Below are 21,195 nucleotides of genomic sequence, written 5' to 3'. Positions count from 1 at the left end.
CCTTACGCGCCCTTGATGGGGCGTCAGGTCTGCTGGTGGGATCTGTGCCATGCGAATCGGCAGAGCGCTCGCGGCAGTTGTCATCTCGTCCGCGCTGGCGGCAGGGGCCCTCGCCCCTGCCGCCGGCGCGCATCCCGGGCGGGACCGGCCCGCCGGTATCCCGCCGCTGACCGATGACCGCGGCAGGGTGATCACCCTTCGCGGCTGGAACGTCGAGGACAAGGCGAACCGCGGCGACGCGGCCCTGACGGCCGTGACCGAGAAACACTTCCGCGATCTGCGGGCCAAGGGCTTCAACTTCGCCCGGCTGCTGATCTTCTGGGATGACCTGGAGCCGGTACGGGGCCGGTACAGCCAACGGTATCTGCGCCGGATCGACCGGATCCTGGACTGGGCGCGGACGTACGGCATCCAGGTCCTGCTCGACTCCCACCAGGACGTCTTCGGACCGGCCTTCGGCCACCGGGGCATCCCCGCCTGGGCCACCCGTACCGACGGTCTGCCGTTCACCCCGCACCCCGACGACTGGTTCGCCGAGTACTTCGAACCGGCCGTCCAGCGGGCCTTCACCCACCTCTACGAGGACCCGGACCTGCGCCGCGCCCAGGCCGACATGTGGCGGGTCCTCGCCGACCGCTTCGAGCACCACCCGGCGGTCATCGGCTACGACCTGATCAACGAACCGATGGGGGAGCTGCGGGCGGGCGAGGACCTGCCGACGGCCGCCCGCCGGATCGAGGCCGAACAGCTCACCCCGATGTACAACCGGCTGGCCCGCGCGGTCCGTTCCGTCGACCCCGGCACCTGGATCTTCGTCGAGCCCACCCCGATCGTGGGTGAGGGCGCCCCCACCGGGCTGGGGCGGATCAAGGACCACAAGACCGTGTACGCGCCGCACTTCTACAACACGGCGATGGAGGCGGGCGCCGACTACGATCCCGCCGCGCGCTGGATCGAGACGTACGAGGCCGCTGTCACCGCGTACCCGAAGGAGCAGCGCATCCCGGTCGTCGTCGGCGAGTGGGGTCCGCTGAACAACGGGCTGCCGCTGATGAACCGTTTCTACCGCGAGGCGGTGGCCTCCCTGAACCGCTACAGCTCCGGCTGGGCGGGCTATGTGTGGTGCTACGGAGGCGGCTACTGCGCCCTCGACGAGCGGGGAAGCTTCCGTACGAACAAGGAACTGACCGCCACCCCGTACGCCCCGGCGGTCGCGGGCGCGGTCCGCTCCGACACGTACGACGCGACCGCCCGCGTCTACCGCCTCGCCTACACGGCGGCCCGGCGCGGCACGACGGAGATCTCGCTGCCGCCGTCGGCGCGGGGCTGGCGGGTCTCGGTGGAGGGGCGCGCCGTGGTCCGGGGGAACGCGCCGCACGGGGGCGTACTGCGGGTCGACGCGAGGGGCGGGGCGCGAGTGGTGGTGACGGTGCGGGAGGGGGGCTCCCACGGCTGAACCGAGTGCACCTGAAGGGTTGTCGGCTTGGCGGGTCGCCTCCGTGAAGGCCCGTCCCGCCATCGATCCTGTCAATGGTGGTTGACATGGAGTGCATGTCAACGTAAGTTGACAGCATGACCGAAGCAACGGATCTGGCCGCACGCGCCGGTGACCGTGACCCGCGTGTCGGGCTGCGGGCCGTCGCCGCGCTGCGGCGGCTGCTGGAACAACTGGAAGCCGTACAAGTGAGAAGCGCCCGCGTCCAGGGCTGGTCGTGGCAGGAGATCGCGGCCGAACTGGGCGTCAGCCGACAGGCCGTGCACAAGAAGTACGGGAGGCATTGATGTTCGAGCGATTCGCCAAGGGTGCCCGCGCCACCGTGACCGGTGCCGTCGGCCATGCCGAGCGGGCCGGCGCCGACTCGGTCACCGAGGAGCATCTGCTGCTCTGCCTGCTGGAGCAGAAGGGCAGCAGGGCCTCCTTCGCCGTCGCGGCACTCGGCCTCACCGACCGCCGCGCCTCGGTGGCGGCTTCCCTGGCCGACGCCCGCCGACGCGGCGGACTGACCAGGGCCGATACGGACGCACTCGCCGGTATCGGGATCGACGTAGCCGAGATCGTGTCCCGGATCGAGGGCGCGCACGGCGAGGGGGCGCTCGCCGGGGATCGCGGGAGCCGCCGGTGGTGGTCCGGGCATCGCGCGTTCACGCCCGGCGCGAAGGCCGTCCTGGAGAAGTCGCTCCGGATCGCGCTCGGGCGCGGCGACCGCGTCATCGGTGAGGAGCACCTGCTGCTGGCGCTCACCGCCACGCCCGGCGTGGTCGCGGACGTCCTCGCCGAGCACGGGGCGACGTACGCGACCGTGGAGCGCGCCCTGTTCGGGGACGGGGCGCAAGGCGGGGGACGGCAGGCCAAGGCCGGCTGACCCGCCCCTCGGCGCGGAGGGGCGAGCTGACCGTCCGCGCGCCTCAGCCCTTCTCGCCGCCGCTGCCGTCGGTGCCCCCGTCGGTGTCGGTGGCGTCCTTCTTCCGCAGCAGCGACTCGACGCGCGCCGCCGCCGTTCCCAGGTGGCGGCGGGCCTCGGTCAGCTGTTCCTGGGTGACGCCGTGGTCCCTGGCCGCGTCGCGGATGTCGTCGCGGAAGCGGTCCAGGAGGCGGTCCAGGTCGCGGGCCGGGTCGCCCGTGCTCGCCGTGTCCCGGCCCCACTCGGGGTCGGTTGCGGCGGCCTCGGGCTTGGCGGACGGGGGCCAGCCGGCCGTCCTGGCGAACCCGCTGAGCTGGCCGGTGATCTCGGCCAGACCCTCCCGTACACCGGAGGGCCAGTCGCCCCGGGCGAAGTGCTCCTGGACCTGGCGTGCGGCGCTCTGCATCTGCTCGCGCGCCTTCTCGTGGGCCTCCTTGGCCTGGCGGCGGGCCTGCTGGGCGTCGTCACGCGCGCGCCTGGACTCGTCCTTCGCCCGGCGGGCCTGCTCCATCCACTCCTGCTTGGCCTTGCGCAGCTCTTCCTTGGCCGTGCGCCACGCCTCGCTGTCGCCGAGGTCGCCGAGGTCGGAGAAGTCGGAGAAGTCGCCGAAGGGGGACCGGCGGGACTCCTTGCCGCCCGGAGTGTGCCGGGACTCGGAGGCAGCCGCCCGCATCTCGTTGCGCAGCTTGCCCGCCGCGCCGCGGACGTCGTCGCGGATCTCGGCGGCCAGTTCGGAGACGGAGTCGCGGATCTCCAGCTCCAGATCGGCCAGTTCGCCGCCGCGGCCCGCCAGCTCGGCGCGTCCCGCGTCGGTGATGGAGTAGACCTTGCGGCCACCCTCGGTGGCGTGGGTGACCAGGCCCTCGGCCTCCAGCTTGGCCAGGCGGGGGTAGACGGTGCCCGCCGAGGGGGCGTACAGGCCGTGGAAGCGCTCTTCCAGGAGCCGGATCACCTCGTAGCCGTGGCGCGGGGCCTCGTCCAGCAGCTTCAGCAGGTAGAGGCGCAGACGGCCGTGGGCGAATACGGGGGGCATGTCAGAGAACCTTTCCGGTCGGCTCGGCTTCGTGGGGTTCGTCCTCGACGGGCGGGCGGCGCAGCAGGGCGATCGAGCCGGACGCGGTCATCGCCTTCAGCGTTCCCGTGCCCGCGCCGAGGGTGCCGGTGATCTTCTTCGCCCCCCACTGGCCGCTGACCCGCAGGTCCTCGAAGGCGTTGGAGAGGCTGCCGCTCGCGGTGTTCGCCTCGACCTTCGCGTCCGCCGGGTGCGGCAGCCGGATGGCGATCTCGCCGGAGATCGTGGTCAGCCGGATGTCCGTGGGTTTTCCGGACGGGTCCAGGTCCAGGATCATGCCGCCGCTGACGGATTCGGCGTGTACGGAGGTCCCGGTGCCGTCGACCACGGTCAGATCGCCGGAGACGGACTGGAAGCGCAGGTCGCCGGTGACGTCCTGGGCCTCCAGGTTGCCGGACACGGTCTCGCCCCGGACGCTGCCGGTGAGCCCGACCACGCTGGTGTCGCCGCTGACGCCGCGAATCTCGGTACGTCCCCGGATGCCGGAGACGACGGCCTCGGCACCGACCACACCGACCTCCACCGAGCAGTCGGCCGGTACGACGACGGAGACGACGGCGTTGCGGTGCCAGCCCTTGCGGTCCAGCCACTTGAGGAGGCCCTTCCAGTGCAGGTCCTCATAGGTGACGGTGAGCGTGCCGTCCTGCTGGGTCACCACCAGCGGCGGGCCCTCGACCCCGGAGATCTCCAGCCGTGCGGACTGCTCCTCGGTGCCGACCACGTTGACGGTGCCGTTGACGATACGTACCTGGAGCGCCGTCACCGGGTCGTCGAAGGTGAGCTTCTGGGACTCGGCGATGGCCCACGTCGACACAGGCATGGATATGACCTCCCGGAGAGCGTGGCATGACGCAACATATCGCGTCTCTTGTTCAACACGATATATCGCGGATGGGTGAAGTCAAGCGCGATCGGGAGCCGATCCAGCCCCTCAAATAGCGTCAGACCTGGGCAAATTGCCCTAGCGTGTGAGGCATGAACGCGACACCCGTGGGAGCGCTCCTGCTGTGCCGGGCCGCCCCCGAGACCGTAGCGCCGCCGGCCCACCTCCTGCGTGAGCCGATGCTGCTCACCCCGGCGGGCGAGGAGTGGAGCGCGCTCGTCCCGGAAGGAAAGCCCTGGCTGGGCGCGGGGGCCGAGGTTACGGGGGTGCGCACCGCGGCGGCCGAGGGCACCGAACCCGTCGACCGGGTGCTCGGCGGCTGGGCCACCGCACTGGCGGTCGGCTCCGCCTGGCCGGTGCTCGCCCTGTGGTGGGACGGGAATCGGGCCGGATACACGCTGGCGTCCGGTTTCCGCCGCCCCGTCGGCTACGTCTGGCTCGCCGATGGCACCCCGGCCGGCGAGGACGAGGCGATGCGCACGTTCGCCGCCCGGCTCGGACTCGACCCCGTCCTGGACCTCCAGGCACTGGAGAAGCTGACCCGCCCGGACCCCGACGCGGACGCCCGGGCCCGGCTGCGCGGGCTGCTCGCCGTGCTCACCCGCACCGGTCTGACCCTGCCGACCGGCCTGGGGCCCGGTGAGCCCGCCGACCGGCTGCGCTCGGTGGCCGCCGTGCTGCCCGGGACGGAACGCGTCGAGTGGGCGGGCTGGCGCGACGCCGTACGGGTGGAGCTGGACGCGGTCGAGAGCGGCAGTCTCGGCCCGTGGGTGCGCGGCCCCAGGGCCCGCGCGGTGGCCGTGGCCCAGATCGCGACCGGGCTCCCGCTCCTGCTGTGGGGCGCCCGCCGCCGCAGCGGAGGCTGGGCCACGGCCGGGGCGGTGCTGCTGGTGCAGGGCGCACTGGGGCTCGCGTACCTCCGCATCCGGGAGGCGGACGCCGAAAGCACCTGACCCGGACGGGCGGCTCCGGCGCGCCGCCGCGCCCCGATGTGAGGCCGCCCCGCCGGGACGGGCCGGGACGGACCGGCCGGCTACTCGTCCTCGTCGTCCTCGTCGTCCAGCCGGGCCAGCCAGGTCGCGAGGCGCTCGACGGGCACCTCGAAGTCGGGGTTGAGATCGACGAACGTACGCAGCTGCTCGGCCAGCCACTCGAAGGTGACCTCCTCCTCGCCGCGCCGCTTCTCCAGTTCCTCGATGCCACGGTCCGTGAAGTACAAGGCGTGCTCCTGTTGCGTACGGGTGTTCTTCCCTCAGGGTATGGCGTCGGCGCGGGCGGCCGGATCTCGACTGTGCGGGTCGGCTTCCCCTCGCCTGCCGGGGCACCGGCCAGTAATCTTGGTGACCGGATCAAGTCAGCGCCGGGGCAAGCGCCTTGACGTGCGGATCGGGGGAGCCGTGAGTGGTCGTGTCCGTCGTATCGATCTCGGCGACGGCAAGGTTGTCTACGCCCGGGTGAGTGCGGCCGAGGGGTACGGGTCGTCCGACCGGGACGTCGGCGTGGCCGAGACCGCCGCGGCCAAGCTGGAACAGCTCAACGAGCTGATCGCGCGGGTCGGCGGCACCGTCCTCGACGCCGCCGCCGCGGTGAGACCGCACGAGGCGACGGTCACCTTCGGAGTGGAGCTGAGCGCCAAGCCCGGAAAGGCGCTCGCCATCCTCGCGGACGGCGAGGCCAAGGCGTCCGTCCAGGTCTCCCTCACCTGGCGGCTGGGCGAGCAGGACCCGGAGGGGCCGGCCGGCACGGATGTCTGACGGCCTCCCCGACCTCGACGCCCTCGTCCGCGCGGCCACCGTGCGCTTCCTGCCGGAGGACCCCCGCTCGACGCAGATGTGGGGCAGCGGCTTCTTCATCGCGCCCGGCTGGATCCTGACGGCCGCGCACGTGCTGGTGCCGCATGTGCGGGAGAACCCGGACATGCGCTTCAGGGTCGCCGGTGACGAGCGGCAGCACGGCATCGCGCCGACGGCGGTCCGGCTGCGGAAATGGCTGGTCACCGACCCGTGGAGCGACCGCATTCCGGCCCAGCGCGATCTGGCCCTGGTGCGGCTGCTCGATGACACCGTCGAGCACGAGTGCGTCTGGATGGGCGACCGGGCGGTGTCCGGCGCGGGGGAGCGGCTGGCCTTCGGATTCCGGCCGACACCGGACGAGGCCGAGGAGGACAGCGGGCCGTACGGACTCTGGCGCGGCGCGGTCCGGGCGAACGTCGACGACGGCACCGTCGCCGTCCGGTTCGAGTCCCTGGCCGAATTTCCCCCGGGGGTCTCGGGCGGCCCCGTGCTCGATCCCGCCACCGGGGCCGTGCTGGAGATCGTCAAGTCCGGCCGCGCGGACCGGGACGGCGGGCGCGCCGTGTCCGCCACCGCCCTGCGCCGGTTCGACGGGCTGTACCGGGAGGTCATGGACGCCCACGACCGCTGGCACCACGGCCGACGGGGGGACACCGGCAGCTGGACCGCCCACCAGGCCCGGATCGGCGGCCGGAACTCCGGCGTCGACCCCGAACAGTGGTCCCCCGAGGACCGGGTGAACGCCCTGAACCACCTCGCGGGCCTGGCCCCCGCCCCCGAGGGCGTCGTGGCCGAACTGGCGCGCGACGTACGCGGCGAACGGCTGTCGCACACCGGCCCGGCGCCCATGACCTGGCGGGACGGCCACGGGCTGCTCTACGGCGGGGACGGCAGCCCCCTCCCGGCGTACGTGTTCATGCACTACCTGCGACTCGTCGGTGAGTTCACCCGCGACTACGGGGGCGACACCAGCGGACTCGACGCGTGGCTGGGCGACCGGCTGCGCCGCCTCCCGCCGCAGCTGCGCCGGTTGGTGGAGCAGGCCCGGCTGCCGGACAAGGAGAGCGCGGACCGCGTCGTCATCCCCTACCCGGGGCCCGCCGACCCGGCCCATGTCGTCGTGGTCGAACTCGATGAACTGCCGTACGGGACCCTGCACTGGCAGATCAGGATCGACGACGGCAGCGGCGACCACGAGATCTTCGCCTCGGAGACCGACCCCAACGGAGTGGCGCCGGGCCGCCTCCGCCTCAATTTGCGCGAACACCTCGCCGAAGCCTTCCACTTCGCCGACACGGCGGGCGGGGTCCCCGCCCCCTGCGAAGTCGTCGTGCCCGCCGGGTACTTCGACACACCGGTGCACCGGTGGCAGCTCGCCGACGAGGCACCCCTGGGCGATCCCGCCCATCTGCCGGTGGGGGTGCGACGGCGGATCGTCCTGCGCAACGTGGACCGGCGCGGGGAACCGGACCCCCGCTGGACGGACCGCTGGAGCGCGGCGGCCGGCCCCGGACCGCTCGTGGCGGTCCGGATGCCGCCCACCGGACAACTGCCCCGGAGCAGGCACTTCGCCGACATCCAGCCGTCCGGCATCCCGGTGCTGTGCCAGCCCGTGAGCCGGGGCATCGGACGCAAGGCCATCGAGTTCGCCTTCGACGCGGGCCACGGCATCGCCCTGTGGCGCATCGACGGCCATGACCGGGGCCCCTGCGGCAGCGACTGCGAGGACCTCCACAAGGGCGTGGCCGAGTTGCTCGCGCACACCGGCTCCCTCCCCGAACTCCCCGACCGGCTGCGCCGCATCAGGGAGGAGATCCACGAGACCCGGATGACGGGGCACTGGGCCGAAGCCGTCGCCGTCATGTACGACGACCCCCACCGACCGGTGCCCGAGAGGCCCGTGGGACCGGTGGACTCACCATGACGACTTGGCCGGAAATCAGCTTTGGCGGGGACTCACGGGGGTACATTCCCGTGGGCCCATCAGCGGGCGCTGCCTGCCCCGTCGGCCAGAGCGCGGGAAGCCACCGACCGCCGACGAGGAGCGAGAAATGAGCGACTGGCTGATTTACCGGGGTGAGGGAGACCCCGACCCGGACCGGATCGGCGACCTTCCGCCACCGCCGCCCTGGCGGGAGTTCACCGGTGAGCCGATCGGGCTCCCGGTCCCCGGCCCGGACTCCTCGACGAAGCGGCGCCTCGGTGGACGCCCGCTGCTCCCCGTCCAGGACGAGGACGCGATCCAGCTCATCAACGCCGCCCTGTATCTGCGGCGACCGCTCCTGGTCACGGGCGAGCCCGGATCGGGCAAGAGCACGCTCGCGCACGCCGTCGCCCAGGAACTGGGCCTGGGACGGGTCCTGCAATGGTCCGTCGTCAGCCGTACGGAACTGAAGCAGGGGCTGTACGAGTACGACGCGATCGGCCGCCTCCAGGACGCCCAGCTCTCCCGTGAGCGCGGCGCCGGTGAGGGCGACATCGGCGAGTACATCAAGCTCGGACCGCTGGGCACGGCACTCCTGCCCTCGGAACGCCCCCGGGTGCTGCTCATCGACGAGCTGGACAAGAGCGACATCGACCTGCCGAACGACCTTCTGAACGTGCTGGAGGAGGGCGAGTTCCGCATCCCCGAACTGGAGCGCACCGCCAAGCGCGAGGGACACGCACCCGTCACCGTCCTGGACGACGACGGCCGCGGCGTGCCCGTCGTCGACGGCAAGGTGCGCTGCCGGGCCTTCCCCTTCGTCGTGATGACGAGCAACGGCGAGCGCGACTTCCCCCGGCCGCTGTTGCGCCGCTGCATCCGGCTGAACCTGGAACCCCCGCGCGACGAACGGCTCGCCGCCCTGGTGCACGCCCACTTCGGGGAGGGCGCGCACGAGGCCAACCGCGACCTGCTGGAGAGCTTCAGCCGGGGCGACGACGAAGGGCTGCGGCCGACGGACGAACTGCTCAACGCGATCTTCCTCACCCAGCACACCGCCCGGGAGGCGGGCAGTCGGCGGGACGGTATCGCGCGGCTGCTCATGCGTCCCCTGGAGCAGCACCCGCAGCAGCGGTGACGTGGCGATGACCCCCGCGGCCCGCAGGGCATCCGGCGCCGAGCACGGCGTGCTCACGGCGCTGGTCGCCCGGCTCCGGGAGGCCGACTTCAGCGCCACGGCCGAAGAGGTGGCGGACGCGCTGTGGCTCGCGCGCTGGGTCGGGCCCGCGACCTGGCCCGACGGGCATCCCGCCGCCGGGGCGGTCGCCGGGCCCGCGCCCGGCGACCCGGCGGACCCGCTCACCGATGGGCCGGAGCCGGTGGCGCCGCGCGTCCCCGGCCCCGCCGCACCCGCCGAGGGACGGGCGGCCCTGCGTGCCCCGGCCGCCCAGGGCGAAGGAACCGACGGCGCGGGGCGCGGCGGCTCGCCCGTACGGGTCCCCACGGCGCCCACCCTGCCCGACCCGCTCGCCCTGCAACGCGCGCTGCGCCCCCTTCAGCGGTTCCGCGCGCCCTCCGTCCCGCCGCGCGGCCTCCTCGACGAGAAGGCCACCGCGCACCGGGCGGCCGAGACCGGGCTGACACTGCCGGTGCTGCGCCCCGCCCGCCGCCGGGAGGCGCGCGCCCAACTGCTCATGGACGTCTCCTCCTCGACCATGGTGTGGGAGCAGACGCTGGACGAGCTGCGGGAGGTCTTCGAACGCGCGGGTGCCTTCCGCGAAGTACGCGTCCACTATCTGCACGAGGACACGGACGGCACCCCGGGCGCCGCCACCACACCCACGGCGCCGGCGCCGGGCACGGGGCGGCTGCGGCCACCGGCCCAGTTCACGGACCCCACCGGACGGCAGATCACGCTGCTGCTCAGCGACTGCGCCGGACCGATGTGGCGCAACGGCACCATGCAGCGGCTGCTCCACCGCTGGGCGGCCGCCATGCCGGTCGCCGTCGTCCAGCCGCTGCCGCAGCGGATGTGGCGCAACACCCATCTGCCCGCCCGGCCCGGACTGCTGCGCAGGCCCGAAGGGCCCGCGGGGCGGCTGGAGTTCCGCTCCAGGGGCGAGGCACCCCGCCGCGCGGTGGCCGTTCCGGTGCTGGCGCCCCACCACCTGTCCATGGAGACCTGGGCGCGGCTGCTGTCGGGGACCGGCGAGCTGACGCTGCGGGCGGCGGCCGCCTGGGTCGGGGCCGACCCCCGGCCCGCCCCCGCGCCGGCACCCCGCGCCACCGACGTACCCGCCCGCGAACGGGTCCGGATCTTCCGACGCCATGCCTCGCCCGCCGCGGTCCGGCTCGCCCAGTGGCTGACCACCACCCCGCTGGAACTGCCGGTGATGCAGCACCTCCAGCGCGCGATGCTGCCGGACAGCGGCCCCGACGTGCTCGCCGAAGTGCTGCTCGGGGGCCTGCTCACCCGTCTCGACCGGGGACCCGACAGCCCGGCCTACGCGTTCCGCGACGGCGTCTGGGCCGAGCTGCACCGACGGCTGGCGCCCGGCGACCCCGATCTGGCCCTGAAACACCTGTCCCGTTACGTCGAAGGGCGCTGGGGACGCACGGCCCGTAACTTCCCCGCGATGGCGGCGGCCTACCTGGCGGGCAGCGTGGAGCCCGCGGGACCGCCGGGCGGCTCCGAGGAAGACCCGCTGCTGCGGGAGTTCGCCGTCGTCTCCACCCGGGTGCTGCGTGGCTCGCTGCCCCAGCCCGTCACCACCGGGGCGGAAGCCGCCGGCTCGCCCGGTGAACTCGCGGCCGAGGCACAGGTGCGGCTCGAACGGTTCCGCCGCCAGGGCACGGCGCGGGACCTGGACTCCGGCATCGCCCTGCTGACCTCGGCGGCCGGGGCCGAGCAGCGCCGCCCGGAGCGGGCCGGGCTGTACGCGGACCTGGCCGTGGCGCTCGTGGAGCGCTGGCAGGCGCGCCGGCTCGGTGAGGACCTGAGGGGCGCCCTGAGCGCCGCGGAATGGGCCGTGCCCGCCATCTCCCGGGCCTACCGGACCATGGGCGACGTACTGGTGAGGATGGCCGAGGAGGTGGCCGCGGCCGGGCCGGACACGGACGCGGTGCCGGACCGGTTCAGAGAGGCCGCCGCCGAGCCCGGGGAGGCCGCGGACGCGGACTCCGTACGGTTCCTGCTGCTGGACGACGCGCAGCGGGCGCTGGCGGACGCGGTCGCCGGGGGCGGAAGCATCGGCAGGACGGCCGCGGTCGTCCGCGCCCGGGTGCTCCAGGAGCTGGCCGCCGACTTCGCCGAACAGGCCCTGAGACTGCACCGGCCGCCGCCCGAGGGGCCCCAGGAGTGGTATTCGGTCACCATGCTCCAGTCGATCGACGTACTGGACACGCTGGTCGAGGCGGATCCCGTACCGCCGTCGTCGCTCTACCTCCGGGGCCGCTCCTACGCCCTGCTCGCCCGCCGGTTCGAGGGGCGGCTGGACGACGGCCCGTCCGCCGACCCGGAGCGGGTACGGGAAGCGGCCCGGCGGGCCCGCGCGGACCTGACCGAGTCGCTGGCCCGGATGACACGCCTGGTCACCGGCGACGGGGAGGACGGACCGCCGCGTGACGGGGACGACGGACCGCCGCGTACGGTGACGGCCGAGTGGAAGCCCGACCCCGCCGATCTGGTCTACGGCTGGATCGCTCTGGCAGAGGCCCATGAACTGGCCTGGACCGGACTCGACATGGAGACCGGCTGGGTGCACGCGCTGCGGGCACTGGACGAGGGCCGCGCCGCCGCCGAGGGCCTGCCACCCGGTCCCGGACGCGACCGGCTGACGCTGCGCTGTCTGGAGGCGAAGGCGTCCATCGAGAGCCGGCGCTTCCACGAAGGCGCGGAATCCCGGCGCGAGGCGCTCGACCGGGCCGTCGGCGCCTGGGCGGAGGTCTGGGCGCTGACGCCCCCCGACAGCCCGTGGCAACCCGGGAATCTCCAGATCTACGGCCTCACCCTGATGCGCCGGGGGCAGCTGAACGCGTCCGAGGAGGATCTGCGCGAGACGGTGCGTCTGCTGCGGCAGTCCGTCGCCGGAACCTCCGGGAAGAGCCCCGCGCTCGCCGCCCGCAGAATGAATCTCGGGCTGGCGCTGATGGTCCGCTTCCGGCTCGTGGGAGCCCTGGTCGACCTGTACGAGGCCGACTGGATACTGGGAGCGGCGGCCCGCGAGGCGGTGTCGGGAGACGTCGCGGCCTCCGCCCTCGCCATCCGCGGCCAGGTCACCGAGGCGCTCGGCCGGACGACCGGGGCCGAGGTGCGGTTCACCGAGGCCGCGACGTACTTCAAGCAGGCCGCGGACCGCGCGCTCGCCGCCGGATCCGCCGTGATGGCCGCCGCCTACCTGGCGGACCGGGCCAGGATGCTGCGGCGGACCGCCGGACCGGACCGCGCGCTCACCGAGTACCGGCGGGCGCTCGGCATCCTCACCGAACACGGCGAGCAGCGCGACGAGGTCGCGGACCGCATCCGGGAGAGCGTGCGGCAGCTCGAATCGGGTGACGCATGACGTCACCGTCCGACGACAGCAGCACGCCCCTGCCCGTTTTCGGGTCCCTGGCCGCCCTCGTCGACCACGGCGGCGCGACCGGGCACCCGGTGCTGGACGCCGTCCTGGCGGGCCTGCGTGACCGGTCCGCCGAGGCGGGCCCGTCCGTGGCGTACTACGAGGACGCCCCGTGACGGCGGACACCACGGCCGGTCCCGCTTCCACCGCCGATGCCGCTTCCACGGCCCGTCCCGCGCCGGAGACCGATCCGTACTGGCCGCACCGGGCGCTGGACACCGCGGCGCTGCACCCGGTACCGCTGCGGCAGTTCGTGCTCAAGGTGCACAGCCGATGCAACCTCGCCTGCGACTACTGCTACATCTACCGCAGCCCCGACACGAGCTGGCGCGAGCGCCCGGCGCGGGTCCCGGAGGGGACGATGGCCCGCACCGCGGCGCGCATCGGCGAGCACGCGGCAGCCCACGGCCTGGAGCGCATCCGGATCGAACTGCACGGTGGGGAGCCGTTGTTGGCGGGGCCCGAGCCGCTGCTCGCCTACACCCGCGCGGTACGCCGGGCGGTGCCCCGGGGCTGCGTGGTCATACCCAGCGTGCAGACCAACGGCACGCTGCTGACCGGCGGCGTCCTCGACCGGCTCGGCGCCGAGGGCATCCGGGTGGGCCTGAGCCTGGACGGCGGGAGCGCCCGCCTGAACCGGCGGCGCGTGGGTCACGACGGCCGGCCCTCCTGGCCCGCCGCGTCCCGCGCCGCCGCGCTGCTGGCCCGGCGCGGTACGCAGTACGCGGGCATCCTCAGCACGATCGATCTCGACAGCGACCCGCGCGAGGTCTACACCTCGCTGCTGGCCCTGGACCCGCCCGGCCTGGACTTCCTGCTGCCCCACGCCAACTGGGGCGCACCCCCGGCCGGGAAGGCGGCCATGCCGCCGGGACGGCACCGGCCCGGCCCGGCGCCGTACGGACAGTGGCTGACGGAGGTCTTCGACCTGTGGTGGCGGTCGGACGGGCTGCGGACGGGAATCCGGCTGTTCACGGAGGTACTGGCCCTGCTGCTGGGCAGCCGGAGCGCCGCCGAGGCGGTCGGGCTCTCCCCGATGGCGGCGATCGTGGTCGACACGGACGGTGCCATCGAGCAGGTCGACTCCCTCAAGACCGCCTACGCGGGCGCCCCGGCGACCGGCCTGGACGTCTTCGCCCACTCCTTCGACGACGCCCTGCGCCACCCCGGCGTCGCCGCGCGCCAGCTGGGGGAGCGGGGGCTCGCGCCCGAGTGCCGTACCTGCCCGGTGCTGCGGGTGTGCGGCGGCGGCAACTACGCGCACCGGTACGCCCCGCACAGCGGCTTTCTGCACCCCAGCGTCTACTGCGCCGACCTCGAACACCTCATACGCCACATCGCGCGACGGCTGCGTGACGCGGGAGACAGTGGTCACACCTCGCCAACCGGCCCTCACTGAGCGGAATCTGACGCACAATCGAATGGCTTGCGCACGAAGTCGAACAACTTGCGTCGAGGGAGTACCGGGATGACGGAGGATTCCGACCACGTCACGGTCGTTTTCGCGGGACAGAGCGAGTCCTGGGCGAAATGGGTGGAGGAGGAGTGCGAGACCGCGGGCATCCGCACGCACCTCGTCCGCTGGGACCCCCTGCGCAAACCGCCGGAGGGCCGAGCGCTCACCGACCTGCTCGCGGCGCCCGGCCGGGTCCTGCTCGTCCTGGACGACTGGTACCTGCGCTTCGACGCGGGACGCTACCGGGCCTGGGCCGATGTGCTCCGCCAGGTGCTTCCCGCCCACCGTTCGCAGATCGCGGCCATCTCCGTCACCCCGCACAGCCTGCCCGAAGCGGCCCGCGAACTGAACCCCGCCGGCCTGTACGGGGTCGGGCGGGAGGAGGCCAAGCAGCGGCTGCTGTCCGCGTGCGGGCTCGTGCTGGAGAAGCACACCGGAGTCGACCTCGACCGGGGACTGCGCTTCCCGGACGAGCCGCCGCCCGTCTCCAACGTGGAACGCCGCAACCGCCGCTTCACCGGCAGGCGGAGGGCCCTGGAGCAGGTGCACCGGCTGCTGACCGACCGCACCCCGGCATCGCCCGCCACCTCCGCGCTGGTGGCCGTGCACGGCGCGGGAGGGATGGGCAAGACCGAACTGGCGCGAGAGTACGCGCACCGCTACGCGGGCGAGTACGACGTCATCTGGTGGGTGAGGGCCCACACCCCGCTCATGGCGCGCGAGGACTTCGCCGCGCTCGCGAAGGAACTGCGCACGGGTGACGGCGACGAACTGCGCGGGCTCATCACCGCCGCCCAGGAGCGCCTCGCCTCGTCACGGAAGCGCTGGCTCCTCGTGTTCGACGGGGCGGAGAGCCCGGACGGCCTGGCCGATCTGCTGCCCCGGGGCCCCGGCCACGTACTGATCACCACCCGCGACACCTCCTGGTCGGCCCACGGGGCGGAGCTCGTCTCCCTGCCCCGCTTCGACCGGGAGGAGAGCGTCGCCTTCGCCTGCCGCCGGGCACCCCGGATCACGGAGGAGGACGCCGACCGGCTGGCCGACGTGGTCGAGGACCTGCCGATCCTCATCGACCAGATGGCCGCCTGGCTGGAGGCGTACCCGCTCACCGAGGTCGCCCGCTATGTCGAGGACATCCGCGACGGCGACCCCAACGCCCTGGACGTCATGCCGTCGGGCGGTGAGGCGCAGCGGTTCCAGGCCGTGTGGTCCACCACACTGAACGCCCTCGGCGAGGACGCGCCGCACGCCCATGAACTCCTCAAGCTGCTGGCCCACTTCTCCGCGGACACCGTGCCCGTCAGGCTGCTCCGCTCGGCCAGGGCCTCGGACCTGCCCACCCATCTGGCCCGCCTGGTCAGCGAGCCCAGCAACTGGAATTCCGCCCTCCGTACGCTCTCCGAGACCACGTCCATGCGGCTGGAGTACGAGACGGGCCCGCAGGACGACATCCTCACCGTGGGCACCCTGCGCATGCACCGGCTCTTCCACCGCTTCGTCCGCAGCACCCTCTCGGTCCACGACCGGCGCAAGGCGTCCGAGACCGCCTGCCGGGTCCTGGTCGCGGCCGACCCCAGGGACCCCACGGCCCCCCGCCACTGGCAGCGCTACGCGGACCTGATTCCCCATCTGGAACCCTCGGGAGCACTGGAGTCGGCCGACGAGGACGTACGCAGCCTCGTCCTCAACTGCGTCGAGTACCTCCGGATGCGCGGCGAGTACGCCGACGGCTGGATGATCACCAGGAAGGCGCTCGAACACTGGCGCGACGACTCAAGCCCCACCGACCGCACCATCCTGGTCGCCACCCACCAGTACGCCAACATGCTGCGCAGGCTGGGCCGTTACGCCGATGCCGAGCTGGTCGGACGGGACATCCTCGACCGGCTCTCCGCGGACCCGGAGGCGCGGGCCATCGAACTGCTGCGGGCCATGAACGGCCTCGGCGGAACGCTGGTGGCCCTCGGGAGGTACGACGAGGCGCGCACGCTCTACGAGAACGCCGCCACCGGGGCGGTGAAGGAGCTCGGCGACAGCAACGTGCCGCGCACCCTCGCCATCCGCAGCAACCTGGCCCAGGCCGTCGCCCTCCAGGGCCGGTACGCCGAGTCCCTGACCCAGCACCGCTCGATTCTGGAAGCACGCGTCGGCCTGCTCGGCCCGCGCAACGCCCTCACCCTGATGTCCGCCCTGCACACCGCCTGGACGCTGCGGCTGCTGGGCCGCTACCGGGAAGCGCTGGTGATCCAGGAACGGAACACCTGGCTGCACAGCCAGGTGCTCGACCGGGACCACTCGCAGACCCTGCAGGCGCAGCACAACCTCGCCCTGTGCAGGCGCAGGCAGGGCGACCTGGAATACGCGCACGTCATGATGCGCCGGGTCCGCGAGAAGATGACCGGCCGCCGGGGCGGCCACCACCCCGAGACGCTGCTGATCTCCACCGACTACGCCATGCTGCTGCGGGAGATGGGCCGCTACGACGAGGCGCTGGGCATCGCCGAGTCCACCGCCCGGGTGTACGCCGCCCGGCTCGGCGACGACCATCCGTACGCGATCGGCAGCCGGGCCAACTGCGGGGTCGTCCTGCGCGGCCTGGGCCACCGCGCGGACGCGCTGGCGATCGGCGAGGAGACGACGGCGGGCATGGCCCGCGCACTCGGCGACGCGCACCCCTGGAGCATCGGCTGCGCCCTGAACGCGACCGCGGCACGGGCGGCGGTGGACGACCCGCAGGGGGCGGTGGACCTCGGGCGCGCCGCCCTGGAACGGGCCCGCGCGGGCCTCGGGGACGGGCATGCCATGACGGTCGCCCTCAGGGCGGGGCTCGCCCTCGACCTGCGGGCGGCGGGCCAGGAGGACGAGGCCGGACCGCCCGAGGACGAGCACCGGCGGATGCGGTCGACGGCGGCCGGAGGACGCCCGTACTGGGACTTCGAGCCCCAGCCGATCTGATCCACGGATCTGGTCCGCCGATCTGACGGGCCCGTACATCGCCTGCGCAGTGTCCGCGCACCGCACCCACCACCTGACACGGGCCCCGGCCCCCACCGATATGCGCATCGGTGGGGGCCGGGGCCCGTGACGGGGTGGTGCCGCTGATCAGGCCTCGAAGACCTCGGCGACCAGCTGCGCCTGCTCGGCCTGGTGGCGCTTGGCCGAGCCGACCGCCGGGGACGAGCCGTGCGACCGCGAGATGCGGCGCAGGCGCTCACCGTGCGGGACGTCGGCGCCGACGGCCAGGTCCAGGTGGTCGATCAGGTTGAGCGCGATGAACGGCCAGGCACCCTGGTTCGCCGGCTCCTCCTGGGCCCAGAGGTACTTCTCGGCGTTCGGGTACTTGGCGATCTCGGCCTGCAGCTCCGCACCCGGCAGCGGGTACAGGCGCTCCAGCCGGATGATCGCCGTCTCCGTGTCGCCGCGCTTCTGCCGCTCGGCGTCCAGGTCGTAGTACAGCTTGCCCGCGCAGAAGACGACCTTGCGGACGTCCTCGGCCTTGACCGACGAGTCGCCGATCACCGGGCGGAAGCCGCCGGTGGTGAACTCCTCCGCCTTCGACGCGGCCGCCTTGAGGCGGAGCATCGACTTCGGGGTGAAGACGATCAGCGGCTTGTGGTGCGGGTTGTGCACCTGCCACCGCAGGAGGTGGAAGTAGTTCGACGGCAGGGTCGGCATCGCGACCGTCATGTTGTCCTGCGCGCACATCTGGAGGAAGCGCTCCGGGCGGGCGGACGAGTGGTCCGGGCCCTGGCCCTCGTAGCCGTGCGGCAGCAGCAGCGTGACGCCGGAGGTCTGGCCCCACTTCTGCTCGGCCGAGGAGATGAACTCGTCCACGACGGTCTGCGCGCCGTTGACGAAGTCACCGAACTGGGCCTCCCAGATGACCAGCGACTCCGGGCGGGCCAGCGAGTAGCCGTACTCGAAGCCCATCGCCGCGTACTCGCTGAGCAGCGAGTCGTAGACGTTGTACCGGGCCTGCTCGTCGGACAGGTAGAGCAGCGGGGTGTAGTCCTCGCCGGTCTCCTGGTCGACCAGGACCGCGTGCCGCTGGCCGAACGTGCCGCGGCGGGTGTCCTGGCCGGCGAGCCGGACCGGGGTGCCCTCCATCAGCAGCGAACCGATGGCCAGGGTCTCGCCCATGCCCCAGTCGATCGTGCCGTCCTCCACCGAGGCCGCGCGACGCAGCATCTGCGGCATCAGACGGGGGTGGACAGTGATGTTGTCGGGGATGTTGACCTGCGACTCGGCGATCCGCTTCACGATCTCCTGGGAGACCGCGGTGGTGACGGCCACCGGGAACTCGGCCTGGACGTCCGGGATGTGGGTCTGGGCCGGGTTCGAGGTGGCCTCGCGGACCTCGGCGAAGACCTTCTCCAGCTGTCCCTGGAAGTCCTGGAGCGCCTGCTCCGCCTCTTCCAGCGTGATGTCGCCGCGACCGATGAGGGACTCGGTGTAGAGCTTGCGCACCGAGCGCTTCTTGTCGACCAGGGCGTACATCTGCGGGTTGGTGAACTGCGGGTTGTCGGTCTCGTTGTGCCCGCGGCGGCGGTAGCAGATGAGGTCGATCACGACGTCCTTGTTGAACGCCTGGCGGTACTCGAAGGCGAGCCGCGCGACCCGGACGACGGCCTCGGGGTCGTCACCGTTGACGTGGATGATCGGCGCCTCGATCATGCGCGCCACGTCGGTGGCGTACATCGAGGAGCGCGAGGACTCCGGGGCGGCGGTGAAGCCGACCTGGTTGTTGATCACCACGTGCACGGTGCCGCCGGTGCGGTAGCCGCGCAGCTGCGACATGTTGAGCGTCTCGGCGACGACGCCCTGGCCCGCGAAGGCCGCGTCGCCGTGGAGCGCGACGGGCAGGACCGTGAAGTCCGTGCCGCCCTTGTTGATGATGTCCTGCTTGGCGCGGGCGATGCCCTCCAGGACCGGGTCGACCGCCTCCAGGTGCGAGGGGTTGGCGGCCAGCGAGACCTTGATCTGCTCGCCGTCCAGACCGGTGAAGGTGCCCTCGGCGCCCAGGTGGTACTTCACGTCGCCGGAGCCGTGCATCGACTTCGGGTCGAGGTTGCCCTCGAACTCCCGGAAGATCTGCGCGTACGACTTGCCGACGATGTTGGCCAGCACGTTCAGGCGGCCGCGGTGGGCCATCCCGATGACGACCTCGTCGAGGCGGGCCTCGGCGGCGGAGTCGATGACCGCGTCGAGCAGCGGGATGACGGACTCGCCGCCCTCCAGCGAGAACCGCTTCTGGCCGACGTACTTGGTCTGCAGGAACGTCTCGAACGCCTCGGCGGCGTTGAGGCGGCGCAGGATCCGCAGCTGCTCCTCGCGCTCGGGCTTGGGACGCGGACGCTCCACCCGGTCCTGGAGCCACTTGCGCTCCCGCGGCTCCTGGATGTGCATGAACTCGATGCCCGTGGTGCGGCAGTACGACTCACGCAGCACACCGAGGATGTCGCGGAGCTTCATCATCGTCTTGCCGGCGAATCCGCCGACCGCGAAGTCCCGCTCCAGGTCCCACAGGGTGAGGCCGTGCTCGGTGATGTCCAGGTCGGGGTGCTTGCGCTGGTGGTACTCCAGCGGGTCGGTGTCGGCCATGACATGGCCGCGGACCCGGTAGGAGTGGATCAGCTCGAAGACCCGCGCGGCCTTGGTGACGTCGTCGTCGTGCGAGGCGTCGATGTCCTTGAGCCAGCGGACCGGCTCGTAGGGGATGCGCAGCGCCTTGAAGATCTCGTCGTAGAACTCGTTCTCGCCGAGCAGGAGCTGGGCGAGGACCCGCAGGAACTCGCCGGAGGCGGCGCCCTGGATGACCCGGTGGTCGTACGTCGAGGTCAGCGTCATGACCTTCGAGATGCCCAGCTTGTTCAGGGTGTCCTGGGACGTCCCCTGGAACTCCGCCGGGTAGTCCATCGCGCCGACACCCATGATGAGGCCCTGACCGGGCATCAGGCGGGGCACCGAGTGAACGGTGCCGATGCCGCCGGGGTTCGTCAGCGAGGCGGTGACCCCGGTGAAGTCGTCCATGCCGAGCTTGCCGATACGGGCCCGGCGGACGATGTCCTCGTACGCCTGCCAGAACTCGAAGAAGTTGAGCGTCTCGGCCTTCTTGATGGCCGCGACGACGAGCTGGCGGTCACCGTTCGGCTTCACCAGGTCGATGGCCAGGCCGAGGTTGATGTGCTCCGGCTTGACCAGGGTCGGCTTGCCGTCCTTCACCGTGAAGGAGTGGTTCATCGACGGCATGGCCTTGAGGGCCTGCACCATCGCGTACCCGATGAGGTGCGTGAAGGAGATCTTCCCGCCGCGGGCGCGCTTGAGGTGGTTGTTGATGACGATGCGGTTGTCGAAGAGCAGCTTCACCGGGACGGCGCGGACGGACGTGGCCGTCGGCAGCTCCAGCGAGGCGTTCATGTTCTTCGCGACGGCGGCCGACGGGCCGCGCAGCGTCACATACTCCGGGCCCTCAGGGGCCTCGGCCGACCCGGCGGCCTTGGCGGGCGCCGGAGTGGCCTTCGCGGGCGCCGGTGCGGCCTTCGCGGGGGCCGCCTTCGCCGGAGCTGCCGGAGCAGCGGCGGCGGGAGCGGCCGTCGCGGGTGCCGGAGCGGCAGCCGCGGGCTGGGCCGGGGGCGCCGGCGCGGCGGCCGGAGCCGGTGCCGCGGGCTGCGCCGGAGGGGTGGCGACCGGGGCCGGGATCACCGCAGCCCCCGCGGCCGGGGTACCGGGAACGGGCTTGTCCGCCGTGCCGGAGGTACCCGGCTTGTAGTCGGCGAAGAAGTCCCACCAGGCACGGTCGACCGAATTGGGATCCTGGAGGTACTGCTGATAGATCTCGTCGACGAGCCACTCATTGGGTCCGAAGGCCGCGGCCGGGTTCCCACCCGGGCTGGCTTGGTCGGTCGAGATGCTTGAGTTACTGGGGGACTGAGACGACACGGCGGCAACCGCCCTCTTCCGCTTCACAAGGTGATGGACAGCGGAAATCAAGGCTACGCCTCCTTTACCGTTCCTTGCAGACCGGGCCGGTCTTCGTCGTGCAAGTC

General features: G+C 72.6%; 15 protein-coding genes. 11 read left to right on the top strand and 4 right to left on the bottom strand.

The genetic code is table 11. The annotated features are described in order from the left end of the window. Nucleotides 1-49 precede the first annotated feature (49 nt). From OG413_RS03090 to OG413_RS03080, 3 genes are all read left to right on the top strand, one after another. The gene (locus tag OG413_RS03090; RefSeq protein ID WP_266802869.1) at nt 50-1,456 is read left to right on the top strand and encodes a cellulase family glycosylhydrolase; all 1,407 of its coding nucleotides are present in this window, start codon (nt 50-52) and stop codon (nt 1,454-1,456) included. Nucleotides 1,457-1,572: 116 nt separating this feature from the next. Next, nucleotides 1,573-1,782, top strand: a complete 210-nt coding sequence (locus OG413_RS03085) for a sigma factor-like helix-turn-helix DNA-binding protein (protein ID WP_014154112.1) — start codon at nt 1,573-1,575, stop codon at nt 1,780-1,782. Then, nucleotides 1,782-2,363 carry a Clp protease N-terminal domain-containing protein gene (locus OG413_RS03080; protein WP_266802868.1) on the top strand — a complete coding sequence of 194 codons (582 nt, stop codon included), beginning with the start codon at nt 1,782-1,784 and terminating at the stop codon, nt 2,361-2,363. The genes OG413_RS03085 and OG413_RS03080 overlap by 1 nt, the downstream gene beginning before the upstream one ends. Before the next feature lie 43 nt (nt 2,364-2,406). On the opposite strand, the gene OG413_RS03075 is transcribed toward OG413_RS03080, so the two are convergent. Next, nucleotides 2,407-3,435, bottom strand: a complete 1,029-nt coding sequence (locus tag OG413_RS03075) for a PadR family transcriptional regulator (RefSeq protein WP_266802867.1) — start codon at nt 3,433-3,435, stop codon at nt 2,407-2,409. A gap of 1 nt (nt 3,436) precedes the next feature. Continuing rightward, nucleotides 3,437-4,294, bottom strand: a complete 858-nt coding sequence (locus tag OG413_RS03070; RefSeq protein WP_266802866.1) for a DUF4097 family beta strand repeat-containing protein — start codon at nt 4,292-4,294, stop codon at nt 3,437-3,439. A gap of 155 nt (nt 4,295-4,449) precedes the next feature. On the opposite strand from OG413_RS03070, the gene OG413_RS03065 reads away from it, so the two are divergent. Further along, entirely contained in the window at nt 4,450-5,310 is an 861-nt protein-coding gene (locus OG413_RS03065; protein ID WP_266802865.1) for a hypothetical protein, read from the top strand. A gap of 80 nt (nt 5,311-5,390) precedes the next feature. Here the strand turns inward: OG413_RS03065 and OG413_RS03060 are convergent, their stop codons facing one another. Continuing rightward, a complete protein-coding gene (locus OG413_RS03060) occupies nt 5,391-5,576 on the bottom strand; it encodes a DUF6104 family protein (protein ID WP_010061466.1) in 186 nt (61 codons plus the stop codon). A gap of 178 nt (nt 5,577-5,754) precedes the next feature. Between OG413_RS03060 and OG413_RS03055 the strand changes: the two genes are divergently transcribed. The 7 genes from OG413_RS03055 (at nt 5,755) to fxsT (ending at nt 17,104) form a co-directional block, all read left to right on the top strand. Further along, nucleotides 5,755-6,111, top strand: coding sequence for a CU044_2847 family protein (locus OG413_RS03055; protein ID WP_266802864.1), 357 nt, complete (start codon nt 5,755-5,757; stop codon nt 6,109-6,111). Next, nucleotides 6,104-8,074, top strand: a complete 1,971-nt coding sequence (locus OG413_RS03050; protein ID WP_266802863.1) for a trypsin-like peptidase domain-containing protein — start codon at nt 6,104-6,106, stop codon at nt 8,072-8,074. The genes OG413_RS03055 and OG413_RS03050 overlap by 8 nt, the downstream gene beginning before the upstream one ends. A 127-nt stretch (nt 8,075-8,201) precedes the next feature. Further along, nucleotides 8,202-9,212: a MoxR family ATPase gene (locus OG413_RS03045; protein WP_266802862.1), complete on the top strand. Its 1,011-nt coding sequence runs from the start codon at nt 8,202-8,204 to the stop codon at nt 9,210-9,212. A gap of 7 nt (nt 9,213-9,219) precedes the next feature. Next, a complete protein-coding gene (locus OG413_RS03040) occupies nt 9,220-12,636 on the top strand; it encodes an SAV_2336 N-terminal domain-related protein (RefSeq protein WP_266809852.1) in 3,417 nt (1,138 codons plus the stop codon). After that, nucleotides 12,633-12,809, top strand: coding sequence for a YxD-tail cyclophane-containing RiPP peptide (locus OG413_RS03035; protein WP_266802861.1), 177 nt, complete (start codon nt 12,633-12,635; stop codon nt 12,807-12,809). The genes OG413_RS03040 and OG413_RS03035 overlap by 4 nt, the downstream gene beginning before the upstream one ends. Before the next feature lie 110 nt (nt 12,810-12,919). Beyond that, complete coding sequence (locus OG413_RS03030) at nt 12,920-14,092, top strand: FxsB family cyclophane-forming radical SAM/SPASM peptide maturase (RefSeq protein WP_266809851.1); 1,173 nt, start codon at nt 12,920-12,922, stop codon at nt 14,090-14,092. Between the two features lie 69 nt (nt 14,093-14,161). Next, nucleotides 14,162-17,104 (top strand): FxSxx-COOH system tetratricopeptide repeat protein, encoded by a 2,943-nt coding sequence (gene fxsT / locus OG413_RS03025; RefSeq protein ID WP_266802860.1) that lies wholly within the window; start codon nt 14,162-14,164, stop codon nt 17,102-17,104. Between the two features lie 147 nt (nt 17,105-17,251). Here the strand turns inward: fxsT and OG413_RS03020 are convergent, their stop codons facing one another. Further along, on the bottom strand, nt 17,252-21,088 hold the full coding sequence (locus OG413_RS03020) for a multifunctional oxoglutarate decarboxylase/oxoglutarate dehydrogenase thiamine pyrophosphate-binding subunit/dihydrolipoyllysine-residue succinyltransferase subunit (protein WP_266802859.1): 3,837 nt from the start codon (nt 21,086-21,088) through the stop codon (nt 17,252-17,254). Nucleotides 21,089-21,195: the final 107 nt, after the last annotated feature.

It is taken from the genome of Streptomyces sp. NBC_01433 (assembly GCF_026340105.1).
GTDB lineage: Bacteria > Actinomycetota > Actinomycetes > Streptomycetales > Streptomycetaceae > Streptomyces.
This window is presented reverse-complemented; position numbering and strand designations above follow the sequence as displayed.

Excerpts from the sequence above, each read along its gene's own strand:
- OG413_RS03070 (WP_266802866.1), bottom strand. The coding sequence starts at position 4,294 with ATGCCTGTGTCGACGTGGGCCATCGCCGAGTCCCAGAAGCTCACCTTC.
- OG413_RS03045 (WP_266802862.1), top strand. The coding sequence starts at position 8,202 with ATGAGCGACTGGCTGATTTACCGGGGTGAGGGAGACCCCGACCCGGAC.
- OG413_RS03050 (WP_266802863.1), top strand. The coding sequence starts at position 6,104 with ATGTCTGACGGCCTCCCCGACCTCGACGCCCTCGTCCGCGCGGCCACC.
- OG413_RS03080 (WP_266802868.1), top strand. The coding sequence starts at position 1,782 with ATGTTCGAGCGATTCGCCAAGGGTGCCCGCGCCACCGTGACCGGTGCC.
- OG413_RS03035 (WP_266802861.1), top strand. The coding sequence starts at position 12,633 with ATGACGTCACCGTCCGACGACAGCAGCACGCCCCTGCCCGTTTTCGGG.
- OG413_RS03090 (WP_266802869.1), top strand. The coding sequence starts at position 50 with ATGCGAATCGGCAGAGCGCTCGCGGCAGTTGTCATCTCGTCCGCGCTG.
- fxsT (WP_266802860.1), top strand. The coding sequence starts at position 14,162 with ATGACGGAGGATTCCGACCACGTCACGGTCGTTTTCGCGGGACAGAGC.
- OG413_RS03065 (WP_266802865.1), top strand. The coding sequence starts at position 4,450 with ATGAACGCGACACCCGTGGGAGCGCTCCTGCTGTGCCGGGCCGCCCCC.
- OG413_RS03040 (WP_266809852.1), top strand. The coding sequence starts at position 9,220 with ATGACCCCCGCGGCCCGCAGGGCATCCGGCGCCGAGCACGGCGTGCTC.
- OG413_RS03075 (WP_266802867.1), bottom strand. The coding sequence starts at position 3,435 with ATGCCCCCCGTATTCGCCCACGGCCGTCTGCGCCTCTACCTGCTGAAG.
- OG413_RS03085 (WP_014154112.1), top strand. The coding sequence starts at position 1,573 with ATGACCGAAGCAACGGATCTGGCCGCACGCGCCGGTGACCGTGACCCG.